Raw genomic sequence first — 15,623 nt, 5'->3', positions numbered from 1 at the left:
TTTCGATACCGTCTCGGGGCGCGGACGCTATAAGTGCCCGGAGGAGGGACGTGATGGCGCAACGCAAGAAAGCAAAGACGGACGCAAGGCGCGGTCGCTCGGCGATCGCGGGCCGGCGTCTGCGGTTGCAGCGCACTGGGCTGCACGAGGAGACGACCGGGCGGCTGCGCGACCTGATCGTGCGCGGCGATCTCGCGCCCGGCGAAACCCTGGTCGAGGCCGACCTTTCGGAAGCGCTCGGCATCTCCCGCACGCCGCTGCGCGAGGCGCTGAAGCTCCTCGCCTCCGAGGGGCTGGTCGAGCTGCGCCTCAACCGCAGCGCCATGATCGCGCCGATGCGCCAGGAGGAGATCGATGAACTGTTCGAGGCCGTCAGCGGCATCGAGCGCGTCGCGGCAGAGCACGCCGCGTTACGAATGACCGAGCGCGATCTGGAAAAGCTCGATCAGTTGCAGGAGCGGATGGAGCGTCTGCACGATACCGGAAAGCTGCGCGACTATTTCGAGCTCAACCAGCAGATCCACAGCTTCATCGTCGCCTGCTCGCGTAACAGGGCGCTGAAGGCGACCCATGACTGGCTGCTTGGCCGTGCCGAGCGCGCCCGCTTCTTCGCACTGTCGTCGCAGGAGCGGTGGGACGAATCCGTGCAGGAGCACCGCGCGCTGCTCGCCGCGCTGAAAGCGCGCGATGCCGAGCGCGCCGGCCGCCTGCTGGCGCAGCACGTGGTCCGGACCGGGATCGTGGTCAGGGAAATTCTCAACAGCAAGCTCGACGGGGCCGTGCGGCCCGACGACCAATCCGCGGCCGCGCGTAGCGGGCGGGCGACGCAACAAGAGGAATGTCCATGAGGATCCTGCTGCTCAACCCGAACACCAGCCGGGACGTGACCGATCTGCTGGTGTCGGCCGGGCGCGAAGTGGCGTCGCGGGATACCGAGCTCGTTCCGCTCACCGCGCCGCGTGGCGTGCCCTACATCGCAACCCGCGCCGAGGCGCAGATCGGCGGCGCTATCGCGCTCGAGCTGCTCGCCGAGCATCAGCACGACGTCGACGCGGCGATCATTGCCGCGTTCGGCGATCCGGGCCTGTTCGGCGCGCGCGAGCTGTTCGACATCCCGGTCGTCGGCATGGCGGAGAGCGCGATGCTCACGGCCTGCATGCTCGGCCGGCGCTTCTCGATCGTCACCTTCGCGCGCGCGCTCGGGCCGTGGTACCAGGAATGCGTCGACATGCACGGCTTGCGCGAGCGCTGCGCCAGCATTCGCATGCTCGACGGCGCGTTCCGCTCGATCTCCAATGTGCAGGAGGAGAAGGAAGCGCTGCTGGTCGAGCTCGCCAACCGCGCGGTGCACGAGGACGAGGCCGACGTGATCATCCTGGCCGGCGCGCCGCTCGCGGGTCTCGCCGGCAAGGTCAGGTCCAAAATCCCCGTTCCGGTGGTGGATCAGGTCGCGGCCGCCGTGAAGCAGGCGGAGGCGCTGGTGGCGCTCGCGCCCCGGAAGGCGACCGCCGGGACGTTCCGCCGCCCGGACCCGAAGCCGACCATCGGGCTTTCAGATGCGCTCGGCCGTCACATCGAGCATCGCGACGCGGTCGAACCGAGGACGTCGCGCAAGGGACAACAGCTATGAGTGATCTCGACGTCATCATTCGCGGCGGCACGGTCGCCACCGCTTCCGACACCTTCCAGTGCGACGTCGGGATCCGCGCCGGACGCATCGTGGTGCTCGGCCACGAGCTCGGCGCCGCGCGCGAGGTGATCGATGCGGCCGGCAAGCTCGTGCTGCCCGGCGGCATCGACAGCCATGTGCATTTCTCCCAGCCGTCCGGGCCGGATATCGTAATGGCGGATGATTTCGAAAGCGGCACGCGCTCCGCGGCGTTCGGCGGCAACACCACGGTGCTGCCGTTCTGCCTGCAGGAGAAGGGGCATTCGCTGCGGGAAGCGGTGAAACAGTATCACAAGATCGCGGAAGGCAATTGCTACGTCGACGTGTCGTTCCACCTGATCATATCGGATCCGACCGAGCAGGTGCTCGGGCAGGAATTGCCGGCGCTGATCCAGGACGGCTACACCTCCTTCAAGATATTCATGACCTACGAGGATCTCAAGCTGTCGGACCTCGAGATCCTCGAGGTGATGGCGGTGGCCCGCGAGACCGGTGCGCTGGTGATGGTGCATGCCGAGAACTACGATGCGATCCGCTTTCTCACTGATCGGCTCGAGCGGGCCGCCAAGACCGAGCCTTATTATCACGCGGTCTCGCGCCCGATCGTCGTCGAGCGCGAGGCGACGCATCGCGCGATCTCGCTGGCCGAGCTGGTCGACGTTCCCGTCATGATCGTGCACGTGTCGAACCGCGAGTCGATGGAGGAGATCCGGCGCGCGCAGCAGAAGGGGCTGAAGGTGTTCGGCGAGACCTGCCCGCAATACCTGACGCTGACCGCCGAGGATCTTCAGGGCCTCAACATGGAGGGCGCAAAATACGTCTGCTCGCCGCCGCCGCGTGACGCGGCGAGCCAGGCCGCGTGCTGGGAAGGCCTTCAGACCGGCGTGTTCTCGGTGTTCTCGTCCGATCACTGCCCGTTCCGCTATGACGACCCGCAGGGCAAGCTCGCGCCCAAGGGGCGCACCAGCTTCCGCTGGGTGCCGAACGGCATCCCGGGCGTCGCCACGCGGCTGCCGATCCTGTTCTCCGAAGGCGTTGCGAAGGGGCGCATCGATATCAATCGCTTTGTCGCGCTCACCTCCACCAACCATGCCAAGACCTACGGTCTCTACCCGCGGAAGGGAACGATCGCGATCGGCGCCGACGCCGACATCGCGATCTGGGATCCGGACAAGCGCGTCGTGATCACCCACGATCTGCTTCGTGACGGCTCCGACTACACGCCCTATGAAGGACGCGAAGTCACGGGATGGCCGATCCTCACGATGGTGAGGGGACAGGTCGTGGTCCGCGAGGGCGAGCTGCTCGGTCGCCGCGGCCATGGCGCGTATCTGGCGCGCGGCAAGCCGTCGATCGCCTGACGCGCGCTGCGTAAGGGACCGTCATCAAGGTCGCTGTGCGATTGTACCGCCTGCCGATTTGCGTTAGACACCTGACGCCCCTTGCGGCAAGGGGCGGTTCCCACGCGATGCAAGGCTTGGCCTTCTCCGTTTCTCCGCTGATGCGGATTTTGGACGGAGATGTCGGGCCTGCTTGGCTCGGGACGGTGGAGAGAATTCATAGTCGGTGAAAGAGAGAGTATGGCGCGCAACATTCTGATCCTTGGAGCTTCCTATGGCTCCTTGCTGGGGACCAAGCTTTTGATGGCGGGTCACAACGTGACCCTGGTCTGCCGGAGCAAGACCGCAGAGCTCATCAATCGCGACGGCACCGAGGTTCGCATCAAGCTGCGGGACGAGGCGGTGCACCGCGCGATCTTCTCGCGCGACCTGCCCGGCAAGCTCGACGCGGTGACGCCCGCCGATGTCGACGTGTCCCGCTATGACCTGGTCGGCCTTGCGATGCAGGAGCCGCAATACACCAACCACACGGTCCGCGTTCTGATGGTCAAGATCGCCGAGGCGGGGCTGCCCTGTCTCTCGATCATGAACATGCCGCCCTTGCCCTATCTCAAGCGGATTCCGGCGCTGGCGGGCATGGATCTGGAAGAGGCCTACACCAACGCGCAGGTGTGGGAACGCTTCAAGCCGGGACTGGTGACGCTGTGCTCGCCCGATCCGCAGGCCTTCCGTCCGCCGGAAGAGGCGGCGAACGTGCTTCACGTCGGCCTGCCGACCAACTTCAAGGCTGCGATCTTCGCCGATGAGAAGCACAACAAGGTGCTTCGCGAGCTGGAAGCCGACATCGACGCGGTGACGCTGGACGGCCAGGACGTTCCGGTGAAGCTCAAGGTGTTCGATTCGCTGTTCGTCCCGCTGGCCAAATGGTCGATGCTGCTGACCGGCAATTATCGCTGCATCACGCCGCACGAGCCGCAGTCGATCCGCGACGCCGTGCACAGCGATCTGGCGCGCTCGCAGTCGATCTACGACCATGTCGACGCCGTCGCGCGACGCCTCGGCGCCGACCCGCAGGATCAGGTTCCGTTCGGGAAATACGCCAAGGCCGCGGAAAGCCTGCTCAAGCCGTCATCGGCGGCCCGCGCGGTCGCCGCCGGCGCGCCGTTCATCGAGCGGGTCGACCTCCTGGTGAAGCTGATCTCGCATCAGCTCGGCACGCCCAATGCCGAGATCGACCGCACGGTCGAGATCGTCGACCAGAAGCTGAACGAGAAGATCGTGCAGGGCGGCTCCGGCGCGCAGTGACGCGCGCCGCCGCGGTTTGAGCTCCGGATCATGATGCGATGGCGCGCCGTCGCATCATGATCTCAAGTCCCGGCTTGGGCTGACGCAGCCCGTTGGGCCGGATCACGCTCTCGGGGATGACCTGCATGGCCAGTTCCGAGGTGTGGCGTCGTGAGATCCGGGCAAGGCTTTACGCCTTGTCGTAGGAGAACTGGATTCCCGCGGTGCCGCCAGTCTCGATGAACAGGTTCATGAACGCGGGCACCGTTTCCGCGCGATTCCAGTCGCGTTGCAGCTCGCAGAACAGCTGCGCCACCGAGATCATCTTGCCGCCCGCCTGTTCGATCCGGCGCAAGGCAGCCTCATGCGCCGCAACCGACGTGCCGCCGACCGCATCGATCGGCACATACACCTCATAGCCTTCATTCAGCGCGTCGAGCGCGGGGAAGGTCAGGCAGGCTTCGGTCCACAGCGCGGTCATGATCAGCTTCCTTCGCCCGGTCGCCTCGACCGCCTGCCGGAATTCGACATCCTCCCAGCTGTTGATGCTGGTGCGGTCATAGGTCGGATAGTCGCCGAGCACCTTGCGGATCTGCGGCACCGGCGGCTTGTTGAGGCCGGTCTTCACGTTGACGGTCGAATGGACAACCGGCAGGCCGTAGACCACCGCGGCCTTGGCGCAGCCGGCGATATTGTTGAGCAGCAACTGGCGGTCCATCGAGGCGATCGAGTTCACCTGGACGGGCTGGTAGTCGATGATGATGAAAGCTGCGTTCTGCTGCGTCAGCAGATGATCGGCCTTGGGATCGCGGATGGCTTGACTGGACATGTTCGGGCTCCTCTCGATGATGAACGTCCGCCAACTCTCCCCGTGGAAGCATACTCCACAGGCCGGGCGACGCAGACGATATCGCGCCAGAATGAAGGGAGAGGACCCGGCTCCCGGAGAGCCGGGTCCCGCGATCACGCGGCCTTTGGCGCGAACCGGCCATTGTTGAAGTCGTCTATCGCCTGGCGAATTTGAGCTTCGCTGTTCATCACAAACGGACCGTAGCCGACGATCGGCTCGTCGATCGGTTCGCCGGTCAGTACCAGCACCGTCGCCTCGTCATCCGCATGGATCACGACGTCGTTGCCGTCGCGGCTGAGCAGCACCATCTCCGCTTCGCCCGCCTGCTGGATGCCGTTCACCGTGATGCGGCCGCCGAGCACGACCAGCATCGCGGTGTGGCCCTCCGGCAAGGTCAGGGGCAGGTCGGCGTCGCGCTTGATGCGGAGGTCCCACAGGTTGATTGGCGTGAAGGTTCGCGCAGGACCTGCCGTGCCGAGCAATTCGCCCGCGATGACGCGCGCCTTGCCGGCGCTTTCGGGCAGGTCGACGACGGGAATGTCCGCCGCGGTGATGCCCTGATAGCCACCCGGCGCCATCTTGTCCCTGGCCGGCAGGTTGACCCAAAGCTGCACCATGCGGAACGGCCCGCCCGTGCAGGCGAAGGCCGGCGAATGATATTCCTCGTGCAGGATGCCGCCGCCCGCCGTCATCCACTGCACATCGCCCGGGCCGATGATCCCGCCATGGCCGGCGGAGTCCCGATGCTCGACTTCGCCGTCATAGACGATGGTCACGGTTTCGAAACCGCGATGGGGATGCTGGCCGACGCCGCGCCGGTCCTTGGTGGGCTCGAAATGATGCGGGCCCGCATAGTCGAGCAGCAGGAACGGGCTGCTATGTGCGCCGAGCGTGTCGTACGAGAAGAGCGAGCGAACCGGAAATCCGTCGCCCACCCAGTGGCCGCGGTTGTTGCCGTAGCGGCCGAGGATTGTCTTGTTCATGGCTGTTCTCCCTTGCCGCCCGTCGAGGTGGACGGACTTGCGTTGCATTGGAAATAGCTCCGGGACGATAAGCTAGGAAGATTGTAAAAACCGACGCAGCGTTCTAATAATAGGACGATGCAGGACCTCAACGATTTCTATTTCTTCGTCAGGGTTGTCGACCATGGCGGCTTCGCCGCCGCCGCCCGCGCGCTCGGCATGCAGAAGTCCAAGCTCAGCAGGCGGATTCTGGCGCTAGAGGAGCGCCTCGGCGTCCGCCTGCTCAACCGGTCGTCACGTCGCTTCTCGGTGACCGAGATCGGACACGAATTCTACGACCGCTGCGTCGCGATGCTCGTCGAAGCGGAAGCCGCCGAGCAGGTGATCGCGGAAATCCGAGCCGAGCCGCGCGGCGTGATCCGGGTCGCCTGTCCGGCGGCGCTGCTGAATTTCCAGTTCGGCGCGCTGATCACGCGCTTCATGGCGGAAAATCCCGCGATCGAGGTGCATCTGGAAAGCACCAACCGCCGTGTCGACGTGATCGCCGAAGGTTACGACGTCGCGATCAGGGTGCGCTTTCCGCCGCTGCAGCCGACCGAGCTGGTGATGCGAACGCTCGACACCAGCACGCAATGCCTGGTCGCAAGCCCGGCACTCGTGCCTGCGCGATTGCAGTCACCGGCCGATCTTCACGACCGCCCGAGCGTCGACTTCGGCCCGCCGCGCCGGGATCACCAATGGCAGCTCGAGACCGCCGACGGCCAGACCGCCGACGTCCATCACCGCCCAAGGTTGGTGACGGACGACATGGCGGTTCTGCGTCAGGCCGCAATCGACGGCGTCGGCATCGCGCAATTGCCGACGATGATGATCTGGCAGGACATCGAGGCCGGCCGCTTGATCCATGTGCTTCCCGACTGGCGGCCGCGTGCCGGCATCGTGCACGCCGTCTTCCCGTCGCGGCGGGGGCTGCTGCCGTCGGTTCGGGCCTTGCTGGATTTCCTGGCAAGGGAATGCGCCGCGCAGCGCAAGGAGGCTGCCTCCATGCTCAGGAAGATCGAAGGCGACGCGTGGCAGTGACCGGGTTTCACGGCTGGCGCGTTGCATGCAGATCAGGCGCTCAGGCTTCGTCCGTCACGCTCAGAACCGTCAGCGAGCGCCGCTGATGGTTTGGCGTCTGAAACTCGATCGCCTGGCCGACTGAAAGTCCGATCAATGCGGCGCCGACCGGGGTGAGAACCGACACGCGCCTTGCCGCCATGTCGGCTTCGTGCGGGTACACCAGAACAACCTCCCTGACGTCGCCGGTGTCGGTGTCGCAATAGCGCACCCGCGAGCCCATGCGGACGACGTCACGCAAGTCGGAGCTGTCGGCGACGAGCCTGGCCCGATCCGTCTCGCGGGCGAAGAACTGCGCGACGCGGGGAAACACCGCCATGCTTGATTCAGCCAGCGCGCTGAGACGCTGTGCTTCGCTTGCCGCGATCACGATCGGCGGCAGTGCCGGTTTGACCCTGTCCTTCTGAATGCGTTCGGCCATTTCAGTTCACCTTGCGATTATTCGGCTATCGATCCAGGCACGACGTCAACCTCCCAAGTCGGGAAGCTGCGGACCACACGATTTTAATGAAATGAGAATCCGGACGGCGCGCGATTCGGCCGTCCGGCTAACCGCCTGCGTGAAGGCGTCCGGCGCGCAAGACGAACCGCGCGATGCGGGTGTCGATGCTCAACGTGTAGGTCATGGCTCGATCAACATAGCCCCTGGCGACGCGACAGCCATTGCGGCGAAAGCGCGCATGCGTGAGGCACCGCTAGTCGATCACCTTCGACCCTTCAATTGTATCCGGACTGATATTTATTCCGAGTTCTCTCGCGGTCCGGAGATTGAACACGACATCATATCGGCTGTAGCGCTCGATCTTGAGATCACGCGGATTTGCACCTTTCAGGATCAGATCGACGAAGCTGGCGGAGCGCTCAGCACAGCCCGGAACATCGGGATTGACTTGCAACAAAGCCCCCGCTTCACCGGACAGCGCCTCGCTCATGGCAAGGGGAATCCGATGCTTGAGTGACAAGTCGGCCAGAAGCTTGCGTTGAAAGAAAAAGAAAGGCCCCTGCAAACTTGTGACGGCATCAGCGCCATTCTGCTTGGCGTTGACGATTGCGGCTTCCAGTTCGTCGACTTTGCCAATATGGAGGGTCTCCAGTTTGATGTTTGCCTTCAAGGCCGCGGCTCGCATGGCTGTGAGCAACTCGTCGTTGCCGGGATACGGGTTGGACAGAACCACCACGGTTCTCGCCGCCGGAAGCACCCTCTTTAATATCTCGACACGGGCAGCCGCGGCTTGATCAGCAATCATGTTCATGCCGGTAACATTGGTATCCGGGCGGTCCCAGCTTTTTATAAAGCCCATCGAAACAAAGTCGCCGCCCGCCGTCGCACTCACAATCGGCACCGATTTCGTAACCTGTGCCGCCGCGACCAGCGCTTCCCCGGCCACCGCAACGATCACTTTCGTATCCTGTTCAACTAAATTTCCTAGCATTGACGGCAATTGATCGGGCTTGCCCTCGCCATACCGATATTCGATGGCTACTGTCTTTCCATCCTCATAGCCTAATGCCGCCATGCCCGCGACGACGGCGCTGACCGATGGGATCGGACCTTTGGGGCCTGGATGTACGAGGCCGACCTTGGGCAAGTCTGCCGCAAGGGATCGTCCCGCGCTGACTGAGTTCAACGCCGAGGCCGCCATCGTAGCAAACAACATTTGTCGCCGCTCTAAGTCGCGCACGGTCGAGTCTCCCCAACGATTGCCCCGTCGTGGGTATCGTCGGACGGGGATGAATTTACGGTAGGAACATAGGCGAACTCCGCACTGTTGGGAATTATGCGTTCCACCGGAGCGGCGATGCCGTTTCTTGCTCAGAGGCGAAGCCCCGACTAATTCCCCGGTTCGAACGAGCAGTCGGCGCCGCCGCCGGCGTTGTCCTTGATCACCTTCGGATCGAGCGTGCAGCTCAGGTTCTTCAGGCTTTCGAAGATCGAGCCTGCGGCGCCGTCGGAGGGCACTCCGGCGAGCGCTTCGGTCGCGAAGATCTCGTTGGCCTCGCGCCCCTTCACGGTGCGGGTGTGACCCTTGAAGGTCAGCTCGCAGGAGCGCGCGGTGATGTCGACATTGCTGGCGCGGCAGACGATCTTGTCTGATGTCAGCGTGATCTTCTTCGCGTAGGGGACGTTGCTGGTGCCGCCAAACAATTTGGCGATCACCTTTTTCTCCGCCGCCGGCAGCGGCGAATGGGGCGCGACCACGCCGGCAAGCGCGAGCGCCACCGAGCCGGACACCGTCGCGGCCGAGGCGGCGGAGACCGAGGCGAGCGACAATGAACATGCGAGGATCGTAAGCCGGCCAAATCTCATCCTTGCCTCCTCAAGGCTTGCGTGCGTGATGCGGATCTGACTATCACGTCGAACAATTATAAATTGTGATCTCTATCGCACACACCTTGAAAAGTTCGTGAAACCGCGGCCGTAGCCGAGGATCAACGGCGAAGGGAGCGCGCATCTAGATTATTGCGCGTATTGCAACAATGAAGTTCAAATGGCGGTAATTCTCTTGGCGAGCGCAATAGGACAACCTGCATCCGCGGATCGGGAATGGTCCCGTCCACGACGCCAGGAACAGCACCATGAAGCTCTATCACCATCCCCTGTCAGGCCACGCGCATCGTGCACGCTTGTTTGTTTCCCTGCTGGGAATTCCGCACGAGCTGGTCGAAGTCGACCTAAGGACGGGCGCGCACAAGACGCCGGAATTTTTCGCGCTCAATCCCTTCGGCCAGGTGCCGGTGCTGGACGACGACGGCACGGTCGTCTCGGATTCCAACGCGATCCTGGTCTACCTCGCCACCAAGCTCGGCCGGACCGACTGGCTGCCTGCGGATGCGAAGGGTGCCGCTGCCGTGCAGCGCTGGCTGTCGGTGGCCGCTGGAGAGATCGCCTATGGCCCTGCTGCGGCGCGGCTCATCACCGTGTTCGGCGCGAAGTACGATCCGGAAGATGTGATCGGCCGGGCTCATGTCCTGCTGAAGCGGCTCGAAGCCCATCTGGCCGACCGCGACTGGCTCGTCGGCGCGCGGCCGACGATCGCGGATGTGGCGCTCTACAGCTATCTGGCCAGCGCTCCCGAAGGCAACGTCGATCTCTCGCCCTATCCTCGCGTCAACGCCTTCCTGCGCCGGATCGAGGCGCTGCCGGGCTTCGTGCCCTTCGCCAAGACTCCCGTCGGTCTTTCACCGGCTGCATGAGGCGTCGACCGGGCGTGCCCTCGGATGCGCCCGTCCAACCCCAAAGGGGAAGGCGACAAGATGAGCGACAGGCGATCGAAGAACAAACTGGCGACCTGGCACGCCGGGGAAAAGGCGATGCAGGAGAAGGTCGGCGTCGCTGAACGGATGGAGGCCGTGGGCCAGCGTGCGGTGCGGGACTTCATGCCCGACCAGCACCGCGAATTCTACGCCCAGATTCCCTTCATCGTCGTGGGCAGCGTGGATCGCAAGGGCGACGCGTGGGCCACGTTGGTGGCCGGCCGACCCGGCTTCATCTCCTCGCCGACGCCGCGCAGCCTCGATATCGACGCGCGACCCGACCCCGCCGATCCTGCCGGCGAGGGCATGCAAGACGGCGACGCGATCGGCCTGCTGGGGATCGAGCTGCACACAAGGCGCCGCAACCGCGTGAACGGAATGGTTCGCGCATCGGCCGGTAAGGCGCTCGGCTTCAACGTCGATCAAAGCTTCGGAAATTGTCCGCGGTACATCCAGCTGCGGAATTTCAAGTTCGTCCGCGAGCCCAACGAACCGTTCACGGGAGAGGTCGAGGCGAGCTCAGGGCTTGATCAAGCCGCGCGCGATACGATCAAGGCGGCCGACACGTTCTTCGTGGCATCCTACGCCGAGCGCGGGGGCCGTCGCGAGGTCGACGTCTCGCATCGCGGCGGCAAGGCAGGCTTCGTCCGCGTCGGCGACGACGGCACGCTGACGATTCCCGACTTCGCCGGCAATCTCTTCTTCAACACGCTCGGCAACATCCTCCTGAACGGCAAGGCCGGGCTGGCGTTCGTGGATTTTGAAACCGGCGACATGCTCCAGATGACCGGTGATGCAGAGGTGATCCTGGACTCGCCCGAGATCCCCGCGTTCCAAGGCGCCGAACGTCTCTGGAGCTTGCGTGCCCGTCGGGTGGTGCGCAGGTGCGGCGCGCTGCCGCTGCGCTGGGCCTTCCAGACCGACGGCTGGTCGCCAAGCTCGCTGACGACCGGCGACTGGGCTGATGCCGCCGACCGGATCCGGGCGGCTGAGCGCGCGACACAGTGACGCCGGTTCGGCGTCACGAAGATCCTCGACGAGAGCTCCTCGATCCGCGCGTTTCATCCTGCGCCGGATGACGGGGCAGGGCCGCGTCCGCTGGATGTCCCCAATCAGAGGGACAGACGAATCCTGCGGAATTATGCCAAACTGGCCGCAGCCGCTATGTTTCGGCCGCACAAAAAAAGAACTGCTGGGAGGACTTGCAATGAAGCTGGCGCTTGCCGGATTTGGGATCGTCGCGAGCGCGCTGCTCGTGGCCCCGAACGCCAAGGCGGACATCAAGGTCGGGGTCGTGGTGTCGGCGTCCGGACCGGGCTCAGCCCTCGGCCAACCCCAGATGCGGGCGATCGCGGCGCTGCCGAAGGAAATCGGCGGCGAGAAGATCGTCTACGTGCCGCTCGATGATGAATCCGATCCGACCAAGGGGACGCAAAACGCCCGGCGCCTGGTGATCCAGGACGGCGTCGACATCCTGATCGGCTCCTCGCTGACCCCTGTGACCATGCCGATGCTCGACGTCGCCGTGGAATCGAAAACGCCGATCATCTCGCTGGCGGCGGCAACCGCGATCGTGCAGCCGATGGACGATCGCCGGAGATGGGCGTTCAAGGTGGTGCCCAACGACGACCTGATGGCCGGGGCGATCCTCAAGCATATTGCGAAATCGGGGATCAAGACCCTCGGCTATATCGGCGTGTCGGATGGCTATGGCGAAGGCTATTACAAGGAGGTCTCGCGGCTCGCCCCGACGCTGGGCCTGACCGTCACCACCCACGAGGTCTACGCGCGCGCCGACACCAGCGTCACCGGCCAGGCGCTCAAGGTGATCGGGACCAGCCCGGAAGCGGTGTTCATCGCGTCCGCGGGCACGCCCGCCGTGCTGCCGCAGGAGGCGCTGCGCGAACGGGGCTATTCCGGCAAGATCTTCCAGACCCACGGCGTCGCATCGGAAGAATTCATCAAGCTCGGCGGCGCCAACGTCGAAGGCGCCGTGTTCACCGGGGAAGCCTTCACTATCGCGCAGGATCTCCCGGCGAACGATCCGTTCCGGCAGGTGCGCGAGGAGTTCGTCGCGTCCTACGAGAAGGTCAACGGCGGGAAGCCGAACATCTTCGCCGCGCATTTGTGGGACGCGATCGCCCTGTTCAAAAGGGCGGTGCCGAATGCGTTGAAGGCCGCCAAGCCGGGCACGCCGGAATTTCGCACCGCGCTTCGCGACGAGCTGGAGCGCGGCAAGGATGTCTACCTGAACAACGGTCTCTCGACGATGAGCTCGACCGACCACAACGGGTACGATGAGCGCTCCGCCTTCCTGATCAAGGTGGAGGGCAGCAAATTTCGGCTGGTGAGATAGCGCAGGCACCCGTTCGGATGGGCGCGGCCGGCCTCAGGGGAAAGTGAGGCCAGTCGCGGAAGCACTACCCGGCGCACAGAGCCGGGGGGCAACAGCGTCAAGCCACAAGTCGCGGCTTCCAGCCAATCCGCGATTGGTTATGATGTGCGGCAACGGGCCCCGGAAGGCGCCTTGCCCAGCGTCAGTCGATCTGCAATCCAACGGAGTGAAGCCTCATGAAACGCCGTACGTTCCTCACAGGCAGCGCCGTGGCCGGCGCCGCGACGCTGGTTGCGGCCCCCGCGATCGCGCAGTCGATGCCCGAGATCAAGTGGCGTTTGACGTCGAGCTTTCCGAAATCGCTCGATACCATTTTCGGCACGGCGCAAACCTTCGCGAAATACGTGGCTGACGCCACCGACAACAAGTTTCAGATCCAGACCTTTGCCGCGGGCGAGATCGTGCCCGGCTTGCAGGCGCTTGATGCTGTCAGCGTCGCGTCCGTCGAGATCGCGCAGACGCCGCTCTACTTCTACATCGGCAAGGAGCCGGCGCTGACCTATGCGACGGGCGCGCCGTTCGGCATGAACCATCGCCACCAGGAATCCTGGTGGGCGTTCGGCGGCGGCGCCGATCTGTGCAACGAGGCGCTGAAGCCGTTCAAGGCGCATGCGATCCTGTGCGGCAACTCCGGCACGCAAATGGGCGGCTGGTTTCGCAAGGAGATCAAGACGGTCGACGATCTCAACGGCCTCAAGTTCCGCATCGCCGGCATGGGCGGCCATGTGCTCGCAAGGCTCGGCGTCGTGCCGCAGCAGATCGCGGCCGGCGAGGTCTATGCGGCGCTGGAGAAGGGATCGATCGACGCCGCGGAGTTCGTCGGTCCCTATGACGACGAGAAGCTCGGTTTCTACAAGGTGGCGAAGTACTACTACTTCCCCGGCTGGTGGGAAGGCGGGGCCATGCTGCACATGGTCGTGAATGACGAGAAATGGAATGCGCTTCCCAAGCAGTACCAGGCGATCCTCAACCAGGCCGGTGCAGCGGCAGGCGCCTGGATGCTTGAAAAATACGACAGCGTGAATCCCGCCGCCCTCAAGCGCCTCGTGGGGGGCGGAGCCGAGCTGCGCGCGTTCCCGCAGCCGGTCATGGAAGCCAGCTACAAGGCGACGCAGGATCATCTGAACGAGATTGCCGAGAAGAGCCCGCTCTTCAAGAAGACGAAGGAGAGCCACGACGCCTACATGAAGGAGCTGCTGTTCTACACGCAGATCGCGGAAAACTATTACGACAGCTACCTGCTCAGCAAAATGCGCAAGGGCTGAGCGTCGCGCGATCTCTTCCCGCTAAACGACTGCCGCTGCCTACTCCTTCTTCGCCGTGAGCCCGTCGATCATCGCGCGCGTCAGCGTCGCGATCTCGGCGCGCAGCGCGTTGAGGGGAACGGCGATCAGCTTCTGCTCGAGGCCGAGCGCGACCATGCCGTGCACGGCGGAGAACAGGCTGCGCGCGGTGACGCCGAGCTGCGTCGCGGAGCGCTGCGGGAAGAGCATCGCGAGCGGCTTGTAGATGTGGCGGAACAATTCCATCTGCTCGGTGACCGCCCATTCCGGCACCGGCTTGCCCGGCTGCATGCGGTGCTCGAACAGTGCGCGCCACAGCTCGAGATTTTCGGCGGCGAAGTCGCAATAAGCCACCGCGATCCGCACCAGGATTTCGCGCGGCGTCGCCGGACCGCTTATCTCGGCGAGCGACAGCGAAGCATCGAGCCGCGCCAACGTGCGCGAGCCGACGCGCAGGATCAGCTCGTCGACATCCTCGACCAGATTGTAGACGCCGCCATTGGCGACGCCGATTTCCTGCGCCAATTCGCGCGTTTTCAGGCCGCCAAGACCCTTCGCGGCGATCGCGCGTTCGGCGGCCTCGATCAGCGCTTCGCGTAATTTGGCCCGTCTTTCCAAAGCCTTGGACATGATTTGCCCACCGTTAACCACAGTAATGAGCATTGCTCATATTTGTCTTGAGCAATGCTCAAGACGTGCTACAAGTTGCCCATGAGCGATGCTCATAACAGGGAGTGACGAAATGTTCAAAACCGTTTTCACGCTTTTCCGCGGCACCGTTGCGGCAGCGGAGGAAGAACTGCAAGACCGCACGGCCCTGGTCATCCTCGACCAGCAGATGCGCGATGCCGCAGCCGCGGTGGACCGTTCCAAGCGGACGCTGGCGCTCGCGATCGCCAGCGACCAGCAGGAAGGCCGGCGGCTCGAGACCACCAATGTCCGCATCGCCGATCTCGAGGTCCGCGCCACCGCAGCACTTGAGGGCGGCCGGGAAGACCTCGCCCGCGAGGCGGCGCAGGCGATTGCCAATCTGGAAGCCGAACGCGACGCCGCGATGACCGCGCGCACGCTGTTCGCCTCGGAGATCACGCGGCTGAAGCGTCACGTGGCAAACGCCGAAGCGCGGATCTCCGAGCTCGATCGCGGACGTCGGCTGGCGCGCGCCTCGGAAGCGGTGCGCTCGCTGCGCCGGAGCGGCATCGAAGCGGCGCGGCCCTACGAGTCGACGCTGCCCGAAGCCGAGGCGACGCTGAAGCGGCTGCGCGAGCGGCAGTTGGAGGCCCATGCCGCCGATGAGGCCCTGTTCGAGATCGACGCGGCGAGCGGTCCGCTCGCGACCGCCGAGAAGCTCGCAGAGCAGGGCTTCGGCCCACGGATGAAATCGACCGCCGACGATGTGCTGGCGCGACTGAAAGCCAGGCGCCCGCCCGCTGCCTGAACCTTAAAGCCTGAAACCTCATCACAAA

Annotated in this window: 15 protein-coding genes and 1 pseudogene; 10 read left to right on the top strand and 6 right to left on the bottom strand. The window is 64.5% G+C overall.

From position 1 onward, the window contains the following. The first annotated feature begins 53 nt into the window (after positions 1 to 53). From ACFFWD_RS20000 to ACFFWD_RS19985, 4 genes are all read left to right on the top strand, one after another. The gene (locus ACFFWD_RS20000) at positions 54 to 848 is read left to right on the top strand and encodes a GntR family transcriptional regulator (protein ID WP_376968209.1); all 795 of its coding nucleotides are present in this window, start codon (positions 54 to 56) and stop codon (positions 846 to 848) included. Next, complete coding sequence (locus ACFFWD_RS19995) at positions 845 to 1,630, top strand: aspartate/glutamate racemase family protein (RefSeq protein ID WP_376968208.1); 786 nt, start codon at positions 845 to 847, stop codon at positions 1,628 to 1,630. The genes ACFFWD_RS20000 and ACFFWD_RS19995 overlap by 4 nt, the downstream gene beginning before the upstream one ends. Then, positions 1,627 to 3,030: a dihydropyrimidinase gene (hydA, locus tag ACFFWD_RS19990; RefSeq protein WP_376968207.1), complete on the top strand. Its 1,404-nt coding sequence runs from the start codon at positions 1,627 to 1,629 to the stop codon at positions 3,028 to 3,030. Before ACFFWD_RS19995 ends, hydA begins: the two co-directional genes overlap by 4 nt. 219 nt (positions 3,031 to 3,249) lie before the next feature. Next, on the top strand, positions 3,250 to 4,314 hold the full coding sequence (locus ACFFWD_RS19985) for a ketopantoate reductase family protein (RefSeq protein WP_376968206.1): 1,065 nt from the start codon (positions 3,250 to 3,252) through the stop codon (positions 4,312 to 4,314). A 169-nt stretch (positions 4,315 to 4,483) separates the two neighbouring features. Here ACFFWD_RS19985 and ACFFWD_RS19980 read toward each other — a convergent pair whose 3' ends face one another. Next, positions 4,484 to 5,122 (bottom strand): hydrolase, encoded by a 639-nt coding sequence (locus tag ACFFWD_RS19980; RefSeq protein WP_376968205.1) that lies wholly within the window; start codon positions 5,120 to 5,122, stop codon positions 4,484 to 4,486. Positions 5,123 to 5,256: 134 nt separating this feature from the next. Continuing rightward, a complete protein-coding gene (locus tag ACFFWD_RS19975) occupies positions 5,257 to 6,126 on the bottom strand; it encodes a pirin family protein (protein WP_376968204.1) in 870 nt (289 codons plus the stop codon). 117 nt (positions 6,127 to 6,243) lie between these two features. Between ACFFWD_RS19975 and ACFFWD_RS19970 the strand changes: the two genes are divergently transcribed. Beyond that, complete coding sequence (locus ACFFWD_RS19970) at positions 6,244 to 7,185, top strand: LysR substrate-binding domain-containing protein (protein ID WP_376968203.1); 942 nt, start codon at positions 6,244 to 6,246, stop codon at positions 7,183 to 7,185. 40 nt (positions 7,186 to 7,225) lie between these two features. Here ACFFWD_RS19970 and rnk read toward each other — a convergent pair whose 3' ends face one another. The 3 genes from rnk to ACFFWD_RS19955 form a co-directional block, all read right to left on the bottom strand. Further along, a complete protein-coding gene (gene rnk / locus ACFFWD_RS19965; RefSeq protein WP_376968202.1) occupies positions 7,226 to 7,645 on the bottom strand; it encodes a nucleoside diphosphate kinase regulator in 420 nt (139 codons plus the stop codon). Between the two features lie 274 nt (positions 7,646 to 7,919). Further along, complete coding sequence (locus ACFFWD_RS19960) at positions 7,920 to 8,882, bottom strand: ABC transporter substrate-binding protein (protein WP_376968201.1); 963 nt, start codon at positions 8,880 to 8,882, stop codon at positions 7,920 to 7,922. 173 nt (positions 8,883 to 9,055) lie between these two features. Beyond that, positions 9,056 to 9,532, bottom strand: a complete 477-nt coding sequence (locus ACFFWD_RS19955; protein ID WP_376968200.1) for a hypothetical protein — start codon at positions 9,530 to 9,532, stop codon at positions 9,056 to 9,058. A 269-nt stretch (positions 9,533 to 9,801) separates the two neighbouring features. Between ACFFWD_RS19955 and ACFFWD_RS19950 the strand changes: the two genes are divergently transcribed. The 4 genes and pseudogenes from ACFFWD_RS19950 (at position 9,802) to ACFFWD_RS19935 (ending at position 14,139) form a co-directional block, all read left to right on the top strand. Beyond that, positions 9,802 to 10,419, top strand: coding sequence for a glutathione S-transferase family protein (locus tag ACFFWD_RS19950; protein ID WP_376968199.1), 618 nt, complete (start codon positions 9,802 to 9,804; stop codon positions 10,417 to 10,419). 60 nt (positions 10,420 to 10,479) lie between these two features. Then, positions 10,480 to 11,577 (top strand): annotated as a pseudogene (locus ACFFWD_RS19945) (FAD-binding oxidoreductase); the annotation flags it as partial. A gap of 109 nt (positions 11,578 to 11,686) precedes the next feature. Next, positions 11,687 to 12,835 (top strand): ABC transporter substrate-binding protein, encoded by a 1,149-nt coding sequence (locus ACFFWD_RS19940; protein WP_376968198.1) that lies wholly within the window; start codon positions 11,687 to 11,689, stop codon positions 12,833 to 12,835. Positions 12,836 to 13,050: 215 nt separating this feature from the next. Continuing rightward, on the top strand, positions 13,051 to 14,139 hold the full coding sequence (locus ACFFWD_RS19935) for a TRAP transporter substrate-binding protein (protein WP_376968197.1): 1,089 nt from the start codon (positions 13,051 to 13,053) through the stop codon (positions 14,137 to 14,139). A gap of 39 nt (positions 14,140 to 14,178) precedes the next feature. On the opposite strand, the gene ACFFWD_RS19930 is transcribed toward ACFFWD_RS19935, so the two are convergent. Further along, on the bottom strand, positions 14,179 to 14,787 hold the full coding sequence (locus ACFFWD_RS19930) for a TetR/AcrR family transcriptional regulator (RefSeq protein ID WP_376968196.1): 609 nt from the start codon (positions 14,785 to 14,787) through the stop codon (positions 14,179 to 14,181). Between the two features lie 112 nt (positions 14,788 to 14,899). On the opposite strand from ACFFWD_RS19930, the gene ACFFWD_RS19925 reads away from it, so the two are divergent. Continuing rightward, positions 14,900 to 15,595 (top strand): PspA/IM30 family protein, encoded by a 696-nt coding sequence (locus ACFFWD_RS19925; protein WP_376968195.1) that lies wholly within the window; start codon positions 14,900 to 14,902, stop codon positions 15,593 to 15,595. Positions 15,596 to 15,623 lie beyond the last annotated feature (28 nt).

It is taken from the genome of Bradyrhizobium erythrophlei (assembly GCF_042430365.1).
In the GTDB taxonomy this organism is placed as follows: Bacteria; Pseudomonadota; Alphaproteobacteria; order Rhizobiales; family Xanthobacteraceae; genus Bradyrhizobium; species Bradyrhizobium erythrophlei.
The sequence above is the reverse complement of the archived record's forward strand: the minus strand, read 5'-3'. Positions and strand labels throughout refer to the sequence as shown.

Excerpts from the sequence above, each read along its gene's own strand:
- ACFFWD_RS19995 (WP_376968208.1), top strand. The coding sequence starts at position 845 with ATGAGGATCCTGCTGCTCAACCCGAACACCAGCCGGGACGTGACCGAT.
- ACFFWD_RS19925 (WP_376968195.1), top strand. The coding sequence starts at position 14,900 with ATGTTCAAAACCGTTTTCACGCTTTTCCGCGGCACCGTTGCGGCAGCG.
- rnk (WP_376968202.1), bottom strand. The coding sequence starts at position 7,645 with ATGGCCGAACGCATTCAGAAGGACAGGGTCAAACCGGCACTGCCGCCG.
- ACFFWD_RS19970 (WP_376968203.1), top strand. The coding sequence starts at position 6,244 with ATGCAGGACCTCAACGATTTCTATTTCTTCGTCAGGGTTGTCGACCAT.
- ACFFWD_RS19955 (WP_376968200.1), bottom strand. The coding sequence starts at position 9,532 with ATGAGATTTGGCCGGCTTACGATCCTCGCATGTTCATTGTCGCTCGCC.
- ACFFWD_RS19960 (WP_376968201.1), bottom strand. The coding sequence starts at position 8,882 with ATGTTGTTTGCTACGATGGCGGCCTCGGCGTTGAACTCAGTCAGCGCG.
- ACFFWD_RS19975 (WP_376968204.1), bottom strand. The coding sequence starts at position 6,126 with ATGAACAAGACAATCCTCGGCCGCTACGGCAACAACCGCGGCCACTGG.
- ACFFWD_RS19985 (WP_376968206.1), top strand. The coding sequence starts at position 3,250 with ATGGCGCGCAACATTCTGATCCTTGGAGCTTCCTATGGCTCCTTGCTG.
- ACFFWD_RS19950 (WP_376968199.1), top strand. The coding sequence starts at position 9,802 with ATGAAGCTCTATCACCATCCCCTGTCAGGCCACGCGCATCGTGCACGC.
- hydA (WP_376968207.1), top strand. The coding sequence starts at position 1,627 with ATGAGTGATCTCGACGTCATCATTCGCGGCGGCACGGTCGCCACCGCT.
- ACFFWD_RS20000 (WP_376968209.1), top strand. The coding sequence starts at position 54 with ATGGCGCAACGCAAGAAAGCAAAGACGGACGCAAGGCGCGGTCGCTCG.
- ACFFWD_RS19935 (WP_376968197.1), top strand. The coding sequence starts at position 13,051 with ATGAAACGCCGTACGTTCCTCACAGGCAGCGCCGTGGCCGGCGCCGCG.
- ACFFWD_RS19930 (WP_376968196.1), bottom strand. The coding sequence starts at position 14,787 with ATGTCCAAGGCTTTGGAAAGACGGGCCAAATTACGCGAAGCGCTGATC.
- ACFFWD_RS19940 (WP_376968198.1), top strand. The coding sequence starts at position 11,687 with ATGAAGCTGGCGCTTGCCGGATTTGGGATCGTCGCGAGCGCGCTGCTC.
- ACFFWD_RS19980 (WP_376968205.1), bottom strand. The coding sequence starts at position 5,122 with ATGTCCAGTCAAGCCATCCGCGATCCCAAGGCCGATCATCTGCTGACG.